Annotated in this window: 16 protein-coding genes, 1 tRNA gene and 1 pseudogene; 16 read left to right on the top strand and 2 right to left on the bottom strand. The window is 41.4% G+C overall.

The genetic code is table 11. The features are described from left to right. The first annotated feature begins 5 nt into the window (after window positions 1-5). From gyrA to JCM10519_RS32530, 3 genes are all read left to right on the top strand, one after another. Window positions 6-2,567 carry a DNA gyrase subunit A gene (gene gyrA, locus JCM10519_RS20500; protein ID WP_054741480.1) on the top strand — a complete coding sequence of 854 codons (2,562 nt, stop codon included), beginning with the start codon at window positions 6-8 and terminating at the stop codon, window positions 2,565-2,567. 194 nt (window positions 2,568-2,761) lie between these two features. Beyond that, window positions 2,762-3,706 (top strand): hemolysin family protein, encoded by a 945-nt coding sequence (locus JCM10519_RS20495; protein ID WP_347844980.1) that lies wholly within the window; start codon window positions 2,762-2,764, stop codon window positions 3,704-3,706. Window positions 3,707-3,713: 7 nt separating this feature from the next. Beyond that, complete coding sequence (locus JCM10519_RS32530; RefSeq protein ID WP_347844979.1) at window positions 3,714-4,079, top strand: transporter associated domain-containing protein; 366 nt, start codon at window positions 3,714-3,716, stop codon at window positions 4,077-4,079. A 76-nt stretch (window positions 4,080-4,155) separates the two neighbouring features. On the opposite strand, the gene JCM10519_RS20490 is transcribed toward JCM10519_RS32530, so the two are convergent. Together JCM10519_RS20490 and JCM10519_RS32525 are read right to left on the bottom strand one after the other, a co-directional pair. Then, window positions 4,156-5,682 (bottom strand): PRD domain-containing protein, encoded by a 1,527-nt coding sequence (locus JCM10519_RS20490; RefSeq protein ID WP_347844978.1) that lies wholly within the window; start codon window positions 5,680-5,682, stop codon window positions 4,156-4,158. 48 nt (window positions 5,683-5,730) lie between these two features. Beyond that, complete coding sequence (locus JCM10519_RS32525; protein WP_347844977.1) at window positions 5,731-6,078, bottom strand: HTH domain-containing protein; 348 nt, start codon at window positions 6,076-6,078, stop codon at window positions 5,731-5,733. Between the two features lie 226 nt (window positions 6,079-6,304). Between JCM10519_RS32525 and JCM10519_RS20485 the strand changes: the two genes are divergently transcribed. The 13 genes and pseudogenes from JCM10519_RS20485 (at window position 6,305) to JCM10519_RS20440 (ending at window position 13,131) form a co-directional block, all read left to right on the top strand. After that, complete coding sequence (locus tag JCM10519_RS20485) at window positions 6,305-6,610, top strand: PTS lactose transporter subunit IIB (protein ID WP_054741478.1); 306 nt, start codon at window positions 6,305-6,307, stop codon at window positions 6,608-6,610. Between the two features lie 22 nt (window positions 6,611-6,632). Beyond that, window positions 6,633-7,664 (top strand): PTS transporter subunit EIIC, encoded by a 1,032-nt coding sequence (locus tag JCM10519_RS20480; RefSeq protein ID WP_347844976.1) that lies wholly within the window; start codon window positions 6,633-6,635, stop codon window positions 7,662-7,664. Beyond that, the gene (locus JCM10519_RS32520; protein WP_347844975.1) at window positions 7,634-7,897 is read left to right on the top strand and encodes a hypothetical protein; all 264 of its coding nucleotides are present in this window, start codon (window positions 7,634-7,636) and stop codon (window positions 7,895-7,897) included. Before JCM10519_RS20480 ends, JCM10519_RS32520 begins: the two co-directional genes overlap by 31 nt. 17 nt (window positions 7,898-7,914) lie before the next feature. After that, window positions 7,915-8,256 carry a PTS lactose/cellobiose transporter subunit IIA gene (locus JCM10519_RS20475; protein ID WP_054741475.1) on the top strand — a complete coding sequence of 114 codons (342 nt, stop codon included), beginning with the start codon at window positions 7,915-7,917 and terminating at the stop codon, window positions 8,254-8,256. A gap of 32 nt (window positions 8,257-8,288) precedes the next feature. Further along, window positions 8,289-8,795 (top strand): family 1 glycosylhydrolase, encoded by a 507-nt coding sequence (locus JCM10519_RS32515; protein WP_347844974.1) that lies wholly within the window; start codon window positions 8,289-8,291, stop codon window positions 8,793-8,795. Continuing rightward, on the top strand, window positions 8,792-9,169 hold the full coding sequence (locus tag JCM10519_RS32510; protein ID WP_347844973.1) for a family 1 glycosylhydrolase: 378 nt from the start codon (window positions 8,792-8,794) through the stop codon (window positions 9,167-9,169). Before JCM10519_RS32515 ends, JCM10519_RS32510 begins: the two co-directional genes overlap by 4 nt. A 95-nt stretch (window positions 9,170-9,264) precedes the next feature. Further along, on the top strand, window positions 9,265-9,726 hold the full coding sequence (locus JCM10519_RS32505; RefSeq protein ID WP_347845016.1) for a family 1 glycosylhydrolase: 462 nt from the start codon (window positions 9,265-9,267) through the stop codon (window positions 9,724-9,726). A 13-nt stretch (window positions 9,727-9,739) separates the two neighbouring features. After that, on the top strand, window positions 9,740-10,012 hold the full coding sequence (locus tag JCM10519_RS20465; protein ID WP_054741473.1) for an HPr family phosphocarrier protein: 273 nt from the start codon (window positions 9,740-9,742) through the stop codon (window positions 10,010-10,012). Window positions 10,013-10,205: 193 nt separating this feature from the next. Further along, the gene (locus JCM10519_RS20460; RefSeq protein ID WP_054741471.1) at window positions 10,206-10,637 is read left to right on the top strand and encodes an Rrf2 family transcriptional regulator; all 432 of its coding nucleotides are present in this window, start codon (window positions 10,206-10,208) and stop codon (window positions 10,635-10,637) included. Between the two features lie 181 nt (window positions 10,638-10,818). Further along, a pseudogene (locus tag JCM10519_RS20455) lies at window positions 10,819-11,660 on the top strand (fumarate hydratase). Window positions 11,661-11,687: 27 nt separating this feature from the next. Continuing rightward, complete coding sequence (locus tag JCM10519_RS20450; protein WP_054741587.1) at window positions 11,688-12,239, top strand: Fe-S-containing hydro-lyase; 552 nt, start codon at window positions 11,688-11,690, stop codon at window positions 12,237-12,239. Between the two features lie 4 nt (window positions 12,240-12,243). Beyond that, window positions 12,244-12,957, top strand: coding sequence for a 1-acylglycerol-3-phosphate O-acyltransferase (locus JCM10519_RS20445; protein ID WP_054741469.1), 714 nt, complete (start codon window positions 12,244-12,246; stop codon window positions 12,955-12,957). Window positions 12,958-13,043: 86 nt separating this feature from the next. Next, window positions 13,044-13,131: transfer RNA gene (locus tag JCM10519_RS20440), tRNA-Ser, on the top strand. Window positions 13,132-13,327: the final 196 nt, after the last annotated feature.

The raw sequence follows: 13,327 nt of genomic DNA, 5'->3' as shown, positions 1-13,327 counted from the left end.
ATAAAATGGAACCAAATATCTTTGATAAAGTTCATGATGTGGACCTAAAAAAGACCATGGAAAAATCGTATATCGATTATGCCATGAGCGTCATTGTTTCCAGAGCCCTGCCTGATGTAAGAGACGGTTTGAAGCCGGTTCAGCGTAGAGTCCTGTATTCCATGATCGAGCTCAACAACGGTCCGGATAAGCCACACCGTAAATGTGCCCGTATCGTCGGTGATACCATGGGTAAATATCATCCTCATGGCGACAGCTCCATTTACGGAGCTTTGGTGAATCTGGCACAGGAGTGGTCTACCAGATATCCGTTGGTGGATGGCCATGGAAACTTCGGTTCCGTGGATGGAGACGGCGCGGCTGCCATGCGATATACGGAAGCCCGCTTAAGTAAGATTTCCATGGAAATGCTTGCTGATATCAACAAAGATACCGTTGATTTCAGCCCTAACTTTGACGAGACTGAGAGGGAGCCGGATGTTCTTCCGTCCCGCTATCCCAATCTTCTGGTAAATGGTACCTCCGGTATTGCCGTTGGTATGGCTACCAACATCCCTCCCCACAACTTAAGGGAGGTCATTAACGCAGTCGTTCATATTATTGACAACCAGGTGGAAGAAAACAGGGAAACCACCATGGAGGAAATTCTTGAAATCATCAAAGGACCTGACTTCCCAACCGGAGCGACCATCCTCGGAAAGCGGGGAATTGAAGAAGCTTACCGCACAGGACGGGGAAAAATCCGTGTCAGAGCTGTCAGCGATATTGAGGCCATGGCAAACGGAAAAAGCCGGATCATTGTAACTGAGCTTCCATACATGGTCAATAAGGCCCGTCTCATTGAAAAAATCGCGGAGTTGGTAAAGGATAAGAAGGTAGACGGCATTACCGACTTACGGGATGAGTCCGACCGTTCCGGTATGAGAATCTGCATTGAACTCCGCAGGGACGCCAATGCCAATGTAATCCTTAATCAGCTGATCAAGCATACCCAGCTTCAGGATACCTTTGGCGTGATCATGATTGCTCTCGTTAAAAACAGTGCCGGCGTTCTGGAGCCAAAGGTCTTAAACATCCTTCAGATGTTAAATTATTATCTGGATCACCAGAAGGAAGTGGTGACCAGAAGAATCCGTTACGATTTAAATAAGGCGGAAGAGAGAGCCCATATTTTGGAAGGCTTGCTCATTGCCTTGGATAATATTGACGAAGTCATCAGGATCATCCGGGGTTCAGCAAATGTCCAGGCAGCCAAGGCAGAACTCATGAGCCGTTTCGGCTTAAGCGATGTCCAGTCTCAGGCAATCGTGGATATGCGTTTGAGAGCTCTTACCGGTCTGGAAAGAGAAAAGCTTGAGAACGAATACAGGGAACTGGAAGCCAGGATTGCGGAATTAAAGGCCATCCTTGCTGATGAGAAAAAGCTTTTAGCAGTGATCAAGGAGGAAATATCCATCATTTCTGCAAAATACGGAGATGACAGAAGGACCTCCATCGGCTTTGACGAGTACGATATGTCCATGGAAGATTTGATTCCCGATGAAAGCACCATCGTCGCCATGACAAAACTGGGATACATTAAGAGGATGTCTATAGACAACTTCAAGAACCAGAACCGGGGCGGCAGGGGAATCAAGGGAATGCAGACCATTGACCAGGATTACATCGAGGACCTGATGATGACAACAACCCATCATTACCTGATGTTCTTTACCAATACAGGCCGTGTTTACCGGTTAAAGACCTATATGATTCCGGAAGGAAGCAGAACCTCCAGAGGAACCGCCATTGTGAACCTTTTGCAGATGCTTCCAGGAGAGAGCATTACGGCTATCATCCCCATGAAAGAATATGACGATGACAAGTTCTTATTCATGGCAACCAAAAACGGAATGGTAAAGAAAACACCTATGATGGAATATGCCAATGTCCGTAAGAACGGCCTCCAGGCTATTGTCCTCCGGGAAAATGATGAACTGATTGAGGTTAAGGCAACCGACGATACAATGGATATTTTCCTTGTAACGAAAAAGGGCCAGTGCATCCGGTTCCATGAAAAGGATGTCCGTATAACAGGACGTGTATCCATAGGTGTTATCGGTATGAAGCTCAATGATGATGACCAGGTTATCGGCATGCAGATGGAGTCCCAGGGACCAAAGCTTTTGATCGTATCTGCCAACGGTATGGGCAAACGTACCCCAATTGAAGAATTTACTCCTCAGAGGAGAGGCGGAAAGGGTGTTCTGTGCTATAAGATCACAGAAAAGACAGGAGATATTGTGGGAGCCAAGTTAGTTGAGGATGACCATGACCTCCTTCTGATCACAACGGAAGGCATCGTGATCCGTATTTCTGTCAATGATATCTCTGTTATAGGCAGGAACACTTCCGGAGTGAAGCTGATGAACATTGACCAGGATTCTGATATCAGCGTTGCCAGCATTGCCAAGGTACGGGATGACGGCAGCAAGTCCGACGGTGAAGGCATGGAAGAGCTGGATATGGAGGATGAAGAGATTCCCGAAGAAATCGTTGAAATTGATGAAGCCCCTGAAGAGGAATAAAAAAAATTTTAACACCAAAGATATGGTAATATATAATTTTTTTATATTATAATATGTACCATCAATAATCAGCAGTAAAAGACTTTGAATGCAGCTATATTAACTTTACTGCATCCAAAGTCTTTTCTTTATTGAAATTTAGCAGGAAAATCCTGCATGGACGAACATGTCCTAAAAAAAGGAGGAATACCAGCTTGGACAGTGACCCAGGCGCGGCGCAGATAGCCGCACAGATATTATTATTAATTGCTTTGACCTTAATGAACGCGTTCTTCGCAGGAGCGGAAATGGCTGTAGTATCAGTCAACAAAAACAGGATCCGGATGCTGGCTGACAGCGGAAATAAGAAGGCAGCCCTGATTCAAAGGCTTTCTGAGGATTCAACCGGTTTTCTTTCAACCATCCAGGTAGCCATAACCTTTGCCGGTTTCTTTTCCAGTGCATCGGCTGCAACAGGAATTTCACAGATACTGGGAGCAAAGATGCTGGCTTTGGGAATCCCATACAGCCGGAGCATTGCCATGGTGACAGTAACCATTATCCTGTCTTATTTTAACCTGGTCTTTGGAGAACTGGTGCCTAAACGGGTTGCACTACAAAAGGCGGAATGGTTCAGCTTATTCGCTGTACGCCCTATTTACGCCGTATCAAGAGTCATGGCTCCGTTCATAAAGCTTCTTTCTATGTCAACCAATGGAATATTAAAGCTTCTTGGCATGAAGACAGATAATCTGGAGGAAGAAATTTCTGAGGAAGAAATCCGTTCCATGCTTCAGATGGGTCGGGAAAGCGGTGTGTTCAATAAAATCGAAGAGGATATGATCACTTCTATTTTTCTCTTTGATGATAAAAGAGCCAGAGAAATCATGATCCCCAGACAGGATATGGTGGCAGTGGATATTAAAAAGCCCATGGAGCTGGTTCTTAATGAGATATTAGACAGCAGACATTCCAGAATTCCGGTTTATGAAGAAGAAATTGATAATATTATCGGTATTTTGTCCATGAAGGACTTTATCATTGAAATGAATAAGTATGATCAGGCGGGGATCGATATCCGTACCATCATGCAGAAGCCTTATTTTATACCGGAAAATAAAAAGACAGATGATTTATTTCTGGAAATGAAAAAAAAGTAAGACGAAAATGGCCATCCTGGTAGATGAATACGGAGGTGTTTCCGGTCTTATCACCATGGAGGATCTGATAGAAGAAATTGTAGGAGATATTCCGGATGAATATGATGATTGGGAGCCGGAGCTGATAGAAGTAGAACCTAATGTTTTTAAAGCGGCAGGAAGCATTTCCCTGTATGATCTGGATGAGGTGCTTCATGAGGAAATAGAAAGCTCCTGCGATACATTGTCAGGATATCTGATCGAAATACTTGGTTATATTCCAATGAAATCCCAGCTTCCATTGGAACTGGAGGATGAAAAAAATAATTATTCCATTTTAGAAATGGATGATAAAGTAATAAAGAGTGCGATTGTCCGGATAAAGGATAAATAATTTAAAAATACCCATAAAAAGTTGTCCAGCTTAAAAAGCCAGGACAACTTTTTTATGAGCGGCTATGAAATCTGAACTAGAAGGTCACTTCCAGGTTATCGGTCAGCATTTGAATAAAGGTTTCATGGTCTTTGACCTGGATCAGTTTTTTAATCAATTCCCTGTCAGTGAGCATCATGGTAAGAGGCTCAAAAATTTCATTAAAAATGTACCGGTCATTCTTGTTAAAGCACATCATGATTATTAAGGAAACGGGCTTTCCGTTCCATGAGACAGGTGAATCAGAAATCAATATGTTAAGCCCGGTTTTTTCTGCATGCATTTTCATTGCATGGGGGATTGCAAAATCATAAAAGGCAGTGGAAGAAAGTTTTTCACGCATGTAGATATCTTCCCGGAATGTTTCGTTTACATAACCCATCCGGTGCATTTTACCTGCCATATATTCGATTGCATCCCTCTCTGTTTTTAAATCATTTCTTCTTTCAAAAAATTCAGGAATAATCAGAAGTTCCAGATAATTCTTAAAGGTCGCTTTTCTTTTATTGATTCTTACGGATGTAATTTTATTTCTGATCACAGAAATATCCTTATCCGTAAAAAACATTCCGATATGGACGATATCCATTCCATAATAGCCATGAAGCGGTACCGTAGACATAATAAAATCGCATTTAGGAACCTGTTCCAGTAAAGTATCATCCGTTATGATGTTGGTTATCAGCATCTCACAGGAGAAGTGCTGATTGATGGTATCTGTCAGACGTATATTTAAATCATAATAGTTCGGGCAGTATAAAATAGCAGTCACTTTTTTATTAAGGCTTTTTTGAGCTTCCAGAGTGCTCCCCAGGTGAAAGGTGATATATGCAATTTCATCGTCATTAATGATGATCCCTGTACGGTCTTTGATGATTCCGGATAAATATACGGAGACATCATAAATTAATGGGCAGGAAGTTTTAATTTCTTCGGTTAAAGGATTTTTTGAAAATTGCTGGTTCTTTGATCTTTGAAGTAAATTTCTAATATGAATGGCAAACCGGATCAGGAATTCAGGTTCCGATAGATCAATATAGTAATAGGCATTGACTGACTGGATCATCTCCTCCACCAGGTCAAAGCATTCCTTGCCGATAAAGTCCTCTAAATTAGCAGTGGTTATGCTTTTATAATCAATGGTGGTAGCTCTGGAAATCAGCAGAAGGGCAAGTTCATATATTTCCGCGTCACTATATGTGATATGAAAATGATCTTCCAATTCTTTTGTTACCTGGCTTGCCAGTTCATATTCGTGATGCCGTATCTGCGCCAGCTCTTTCACATCCTGGGTATTGATATTGTGATTTTTGATTCTGTCAATGGCTATGGTGATGTGCAGAACAATATTGATCAGAGAATAGTCATTGACAAAATATTGGTATTTATCAAAAATATTCAGCAATGTATTTTTAATATATTCAATTTCAATATCAGGAAAAACATGCTGTATGGTTTTCAGGCTTACAAAGTTAATGTTGGATTCATCGTATAAAATAGAGCTTAGCAGACGGCGTTTGTTTTTTTCCAGTCCCTCAATGAACAAATTGTCCTTTTGGTTCACAAGCTTTAAATCAAACTGGTTCAGCTTCTTTTTTTTACAGCTCCCAGTTCATTTTTTTAAAGTGGAGTAGCTGATGTATATGGTATCGCATAAATCGTATGCGTCAATGCCGGCTTCCTGTTTGATCAAAAGATTGATAATATAAACCATCCTTTCCTGAGAGGATTGGGGGATGTGAGTTCCGGAATCATTTAATACTTTTCTTCCGGCCTCCGCCTGGATCGAATACCCCTTCCTGGAAGAGCGGATGGTCTGAGGATGGTTGTCATTGATTTCTGAAATGTAATTTTTAATGCTGCGTTCCGATACCCCCATCTCAGCAGCTAAAGCAGAAGCAGTCATTTCGTTTGTATGCATCAGCATAATACGAATTAATTTTAATAGTTTTGGCCCCATAGTAAAATCCTCCTTCTGTCTATTATAAGAGTATAGAAAGGATTATTCCACCAGACATTTGCACCCTCCATGTGCAAATGTCTGGTGGAATTATAAATAAAAAAAAGTCATAATGAATACATCAAATAAATTATGAAAACTAAAATTTGTTTTCAGCATCTTTTTATGAGGGGATACAGACTGCTTCTCATAAACCATAGTATACAGATAAAGGAGGATTTTATTTATGTTAAATGTTTTACTTGTTTGCGGATCCGGTGCAAGCTCCGGGTTTATGGCAGCTAATATTAGAAAGGCAGTGGCCGCAAGAAAAGTGGAGATCAATGTAAAGGCCAGAGGGGAAAGTGAAATTGAGAACTATATTGATGAAATTGATGCTCTTATGGTAGGACCTCACCTGGCTTATATTCTGGATGAGATTGAAGAATATACAGGCGGAAAGGATGTGAAGGTCATCTTAATGAAGCCGGAATATTATTCAACATTAAATGGAGAAATGGCCCTGGATCATTTGCTTGGCGAAATGAGCTGAGGGAATAAGGAGGAGGAGAAAAATGAAACAGCTAATTCATTGGTTAGAGCACAGTTTTGCACCAAAGATGAATAAAATTAATAACAATGTCTGGGTTACCACCTTAAAAGATTCTATCATGCAGGTGCTTCCGTTTATTTTATTAGGATCAATATTCTGCTTTTTAACTGTTCCGGGAGAAGTGTTCGGCTGGCAGTGGTGGCCTAATTTCTGGACTCCCTTTGGTTGGACAATGGGATTGTTGTCATTGTTCATTGCATTTTTAATACCATTTAATTTAATGGAAAAAAAGCGTCTGCGCAAGCAAAGGATCATTGCGGCGCTTACCGGTGTAGTAGCATTTTTAATTATTATTTCTCCACAGGTGATCAAAGATGGTGTACCAGGGTTTTCCCATGCATCTTTAGGAGCCGGAGGCATGTTTGTAGCGATTACCGCAGGTGTATTCACGGGTTTTATAATGGTGATTTTCGGGAAGTTCTCATTTTTTAAAGAAGATTCTGTGATCCCGGATTTTGTCAAGGCATGGTTTGATTCCATGCTGCCGATTGGTATTGTTGTTTGTTCCCTCTGGGTTTTGGTAGATCTGCTTGGAATTGATATTTATAATATTCTGCTGGCGTTATTTATGCCGATTTCCAATGTAATGCAGACCCCATGGGGATTTGCCCTTTCCCTTTTTCTTGTTTGCTTTTTATATTCTATGGGAATTTCAAGCTGGGTTCTTACACCGGTCTATAAACCGGCAATGCTCATGGCCATTACTGCTAACGTAAGTATGGCGGCGGCCGGAACAGCTACCCATGAGACTTTGAATCTGGTCACTGATCCTACGGTATATTCTGCTTATCTATGGATTGGCGGAATCGGCTGTACATTGCCGTTGGTTATCATGCTCATATTTGCAAAAAGCAATAAATTAAGGGCATTGGGACGCGCCTGTTTAGCCCCTGCAATTTTTAATATTAATGAGCCGGTAGTATTCGGATGTATTGCATGGAATCCCATCATGATGATCCCTATGTGGCTGATTGGATCGTACTTCCTGCAGTAGTCTGGATTTTTACAAAGGTAATTCCATTTGCACCTATTCCAACAAGGGTTTTTGATATGTGGTATTGTCCATTCCCTATTTCCACATGGCTGACAACGGGAAGTATCAAAGGTATTATTTTAATGGCTGTCTGTGCATTGCTTTCAACCGTAATATGGTATCCATTCTTCCGTATATATGACAGCCAGGAAGTAGAAGTTGAGAAAAAAAGCAGCGGAAAAGAAGTAGAATAATAAGAAGGGTGATAAAAATGGATGAAAAAACACTAGAATCTGCAATGAGCATTATTATGAATGCGGGAGATGCACGCTTACTGTGCAAGGAAGCATTGACAGCCATTGCTGACCAGGATTTTATTTTGGCAAATGAAAAGATGAAGGAAGCACAGAAAAAGATTACAGAAGCACATCGGATCCAGACAGATGCCATCCAGGGAGAAACCAGAGGAGAAAAAGCAGAGTATTCATTGATTTTCGCCCATGCACAGGATACGTTAATGACCATATACAGTGAAATCAATATTGCAAAACAAATGATCAAAATCTTTGAAAATTGGGAAAAGCGTTTGATACGCTTGGAAAATCAGGAATAAACCATTAAAATCAGGAAGGAAAGGAGAATATCATGAAGAAAGTACCAAAAGGCTTCCCATCAGATTTCATGTGGGGAGGTGCTGTTGCGGCAAATCAGCTGGAGGGAGCTTATGACCTGGATGGCAAGGGTCTTTGCCTGGCAGATATTAATGAGTTTCAAAAGGATCTTCCCATTGAAAAACGTTCCAATGGGGAAATAACCAGAGCATATATAGAAGAAGCCTTAGAAAGCAGTGATAAAAATTTCCCTAAAAGGAGAGGCATTGATTTTTACCATACCTATCCTGAGGATTTAAAAATGCTGGCTGATCTGGGACTAAAAACATTCAGAACTTCCATTAACTGGTCCAGAATCTTTCCAAAGGGAGATGATGGGCAGCCAAATGAAAAAGGCCTTGAATTTTATGATAAGTTATTTGATGAGATCATTAAAAACGGCATGGAGCCAATGATCACCATTTCCCATTATGAAATGCCCCTTCATTTAACCACTGCATACCAGGCTGGTATTCCAGAGAAACCATTGATTTTTTTGTGAAGTATTGCAAAACTGTATTTGACCGGTATTCTGGTAAGGTGAAGTACTGGATAATTGTCAATCAGATTAACTTAATCGGCCATGAGTCATTTAATCACCTTGGAATTGCAGAAGATACGGTTGATGACCTTCTTTCTGCAAAATATCAGGCAGTTCATCATGAGATGGTTGCATGTGCCAGGGCAACAAAATATGCCCATGAAAAATATCCTGAGATGCAGATCGGCATGATGCTGTGCGGCGGGCCGGAATATGCTGCCACATGTAAGTCCGAGGATGTGTTGGCTGCATTGAAGCATAATCAAATGGAGTATTTTTTTGCCGACGTATTGCTTCGGGGATATTATCCTGGTTATGCATTCCGTTTTTTTTGAAGACTGGAATATTAAGCTTACATTTGAAGACGGAGATGAAGAGGATTTAAAAAAATACGGCTGACTTTTTCTCATTTTCTTATTATTATACTCAGATATGTTCAAAGGAAAGCTATGAGAAGGGGAATGAGGTATACAGGAATAAACAGCTGCCGGCAAATCCGTGGGGCTGGACCATTGATCCCATTGGACTCAGGATTTTATTAAATGAATTTTATGACAGATATCAAAAGCCTATTTATATAACTGAAAATGGAGTGGGATACTATGATGAAGTAGAAAATGGAGAAATCCATGATTCCTACAGAGTGGATTATCTCCGGGCGCATATTGAGCAGATGAAGGAAGCCATCCGGGACGGGGTAGATCTAAGAGGTTATTATGCATGGGGTCCTATTGATATTGTTTCCTGCTCTTCCAGCGAAATGAGCAAACGTTATGGTTTTATTTATGTAGATTATGACGATTACGGAAAGGGAACAGGGAAAAGAATCAAAAAGGACAGTTATGCATGGATGAAAAAAGTGATTGCATCGGGTGGTGAAGATCTGGCTTAACAGGAGGTGCTTTGTGAAGCAGTTTGAATTTGTAGTTCAGGATGCAATGGGGATTCATGCCAGGCCGGCAGGAGATCTGGCTGCAGCAGCCAGGAGATTTACCTCTCATCTCTTATTAAAAAAAGAAAAAATGGAAGCTGATCTGAAAAATCCTCTGGCTATTATGAGATTAGCAGTCAAACAGGAAGAGGAGGTAACAATAACAGCCGCCGGGGATGATGAAAGCCAGGCGATTGAGGAACTGAAAGACCTGATAGTAAAAATTGGATTATCCAAAAGCCGCTGAATTCCATGAAGTAAAGGAAGTCCCCTTGACATTGATCCGCCAAATTGATAAAATATAAACTGAAACTATATCAATTACAGATAAATGAGGTTCGATTTGCTTAACGGCTCATCGAACGGCTGATTTTCAAAGTCAGGTCGGAATTTCGTTTGACTTCACTTAGAAAATCATGCCTATGAAATAGGGGATTCGTATGACAAGTGAGTTTGCAGTAGCGGTTCATGGAGTAGTTTATTTAAACCAGAGGAAGACAACCATTTCCAGTGAAGAGCTGGCTTCCAATGTATGCACCAATCCTGCCCGGGTAAGAAAAGTGATGGCAAAATTAAAAAAGGCCGGAATCATCACAACAAAGGAAGGGCTGGAGGGCGGCTATCATTTTGCAAAAGATTCCTCTGAAGTAAATTTAAGAAGCATTTGTGATGCTCTAGATGTTACCTTTGTATCCTCTTCCTGGAAATCCGGAAATGTAGATACCCCCTGTATGATTGCTTCCGGAATGTCAGGGGTCATGGATGAGATTTATGGGGATTTAAATGAGCTTTGCAGAAGAAGAATGGAAGAAATCACGATAAAAGATATTCAGGAAAAGCTGATTCGGAATCGCCTCGATTCTAAGGCATGATTTTCTTAATGAAAGCAAACTAGCCGTTGGATGGATTTTGAGTGAACCGATTTTCCTTTAAATAAGGCCGGGAATGATAAATAAAGCATTCCCAGCCTTATTTTGTGTTTGAACTTGATTTCACAATAAGAATCATTTATGATGAAATAAAACAAAGGGACCTGCATATCTGGAGGAATATATGATCAGAACGGTTAGAATTGAAGAAATAACAAAGAACGTGAAAGAAATGTGCATAGAGGCCAACCATGCGCTGTCAAATGATATGGAACGGGTATTTCTAAAGGCAGTGGATGAAGAAACATCTCCCCTTGGCAGACAGGTGCTCTGTCAGTTGAAGGAAAACTTGAAAATTGCGGGGGAAGATATGATTCCTATCTGCCAGGATACAGGATGGCAGTGATTTTTGTAAAGATAGGGCAGGACGTACATATAGAAGGCGGCAATCTTACCGATGCAATTAATCAGGGAGTAAGAGAAGGATATGGGGAAGGATACTTAAGAAAATCTGTGGTGGAGCCGGTGGAACGAGTGAATACAAAGGATAATACCCCTGCGGTCATCCATTATGAAGTTGTAAGCGGAGATCAGATTGATATTACAGTGGCTCCCAAAGGATTTGGAAGTGAAAACATGAGCCGTATATTCATGCTAAAGCCTGCGGATGGACTGGAAGGAATCAAGGATTCCATATTAACTGCCGTTAAGGAAGCCGGGCCAAATGCATGTCCTCCCATGGTCGTTGGAGTGGGGATCGGCGGAACCTTTGAAAAATGTGCTCAGTTAGCCAAGCAGGCTTTGACCAGGGATATTGAGAAACCATCCAGGGTTCCGTATGTAAAGGAACTGGAATCAGAGATGCTTGAAAAAATCAATAAGCTTGGAATCGGACCCGGGGGTCTGGGAGGAAGGATTACTGCCCTGGCCGTAAACATTGAAACTTATCCGACCCACATAGCCGGACTGCCTGTAGCAGTCAATATCTGCTGTCATGTAAACAGGCATGCACACAGAGTCATATAATGAGTGGAGCAAAGAATGGAGGAAACCATGGATCATCACATAAAAGTACCGATCAGCAGGGAAGATGCAAAAAGCTTGAGTGCAGGGGATTATGTTTATCTGACTGGGACTATTTATACTGCCCGGGATGCTGCTCATAAAAGAATGAAAGAAGCTTTGGACCAAAATGGAAATCTTCCATTTGATATAAAAGGAAACATGATTTATTATATGGGGCCATCCCCGGCCAGGGAAGGACGCCCCATCGGTTCCGCAGGGCCGACTACGGCCAGCCGCATGGATAAGTACACACCCCTTCTGCTTGATATGGGAATGGGGGGAATGATAGGAAAAGGAAAAAGAAGCAAAGAAGTTATCGAAGCCATCGTAAGAAACGAGTCCGTTTACTTTGCTGCGGTGGGAGGGGCCGGGGCCCTTCTTTCAAAATGCATCCTTGCCTCTGAAGTAATTGCTTATGAGGATTTAGGAACAGAGGCCATAAGGCGTTTGGAAATCAAAGACTTTCCAGTGGTGGTTGTCATAGACAGCAAAGGAAACAATTTATATGAAACAGCCATAGAAAGATACAGGGAGGATTAAAAAAATGAATCGTATCTTTTATATGGTAATAAGAAATCTTTTTCGTGTCCCCGTATGGTTTTACCGCATATGGAGGATGGGACTTCCGAAAGATACCCACACCGAGGAGCAGCGCTATGATTACCTCCGCCATGTAGTGAAAACAGTAAACAGAACAGGACGTATTAAGGTAGAAGTTCAGGGAGTCGAGAATCTTCCTACTGAAAATGGCTTTATTCTGTTTCCGAACCATCAGGGATTGTTTGACGTACTGGCTCTTATGGAAGCCTGCCCCAGTCCTTTTAGCGTGGTAGTGAAGAAAGAAGCCGCCAAGCTTATATTAGTAAAACAGGTAATCAAGGCCCTTGATGGTTTTTCCATTGACCGTCAGGACATCAGGGCTTCTATGGAAATCATAACTAAGATGGCGGAAAAGGTAAAAATGGGAAAGAACTTTGTAATCTTCCCAGAGGGGACCCGCAGCCGTGAGGGAAATAAACTCCTGGCATTTAAGGGAGGAACCTTTAAAAGTGCTGTAAATGCCAAATGTCCCATTGTGCCGGTGGCATTGATCGACTGTTTTAAGCCCTTTGATGAGAATTCTTCCAGAAAACAGACCGTGCAGGTTTGTTTCTTAAAGCCGGTTTATGCAGAGGATTATCAGAAGCTGAAAACCATCCAGATTGCGGAAATGGTACACGACAAAATACAGGAGGAAATAAATCTAAAAATAGGTTGACAAGTCGAAATATATCTTGTATAATTGTTAATGCGTCTGGAAAAGAATTTCTTTGATAGACACATCATATGGAAGCTATGAACTACGGAGAAATACTCAAGAGGCCGAAGAGGCGCCCCTGCTAAGGGTGTAGGTCGGGCAACCGGCGCGAGGGTTCAAATCCCTCTTTCTCCGCTCATTTCCAAATGATTATTTTTTTCCTTCTAGGCAGTGAAAAAAAAGTAGTTGACATGGTAATGAAGATGTGATACTATATACCAGCTGTCGAAAAACAGTGAAAAAAAGAAAATAAAAAAAAGTGTTGACAGAACAGAAACGCTGTGATAGAATAAACGAGTTGCTGTTGAGACAGAACAACACAAAGTACCTT

It is taken from the genome of Clostridium sp. NkU-1, assembly GCA_001312405.1.
The sequence above is the reverse complement of the archived record's forward strand: the minus strand, read 5'-3'. Positions and strand labels throughout refer to the sequence as shown.

Coding starts and splice junctions, on each gene's coding strand:
- JCM10519_RS20480 (WP_347844976.1), top strand. CDS start 6,633: ATGAAACAGCTAATTCATTGGTTAGAGCACAGTTTTGCACCAAAGATG.
- JCM10519_RS20445 (WP_054741469.1), top strand. CDS start 12,244: ATGAATCGTATCTTTTATATGGTAATAAGAAATCTTTTTCGTGTCCCC.
- JCM10519_RS20450 (WP_054741587.1), top strand. CDS start 11,688: ATGGATCATCACATAAAAGTACCGATCAGCAGGGAAGATGCAAAAAGC.
- JCM10519_RS20475 (WP_054741475.1), top strand. CDS start 7,915: ATGGATGAAAAAACACTAGAATCTGCAATGAGCATTATTATGAATGCG.
- JCM10519_RS32525 (WP_347844977.1), bottom strand. CDS start 6,078: ATGGGGCCAAAACTATTAAAATTAATTCGTATTATGCTGATGCATACA.
- JCM10519_RS32515 (WP_347844974.1), top strand. CDS start 8,289: ATGAAGAAAGTACCAAAAGGCTTCCCATCAGATTTCATGTGGGGAGGT.
- JCM10519_RS32530 (WP_347844979.1), top strand. CDS start 3,714: ATGGCCATCCTGGTAGATGAATACGGAGGTGTTTCCGGTCTTATCACC.
- JCM10519_RS20460 (WP_054741471.1), top strand. CDS start 10,206: ATGACAAGTGAGTTTGCAGTAGCGGTTCATGGAGTAGTTTATTTAAAC.
- gyrA (WP_054741480.1), top strand. CDS start 6: ATGGAACCAAATATCTTTGATAAAGTTCATGATGTGGACCTAAAAAAG.
- JCM10519_RS20485 (WP_054741478.1), top strand. CDS start 6,305: ATGTTAAATGTTTTACTTGTTTGCGGATCCGGTGCAAGCTCCGGGTTT.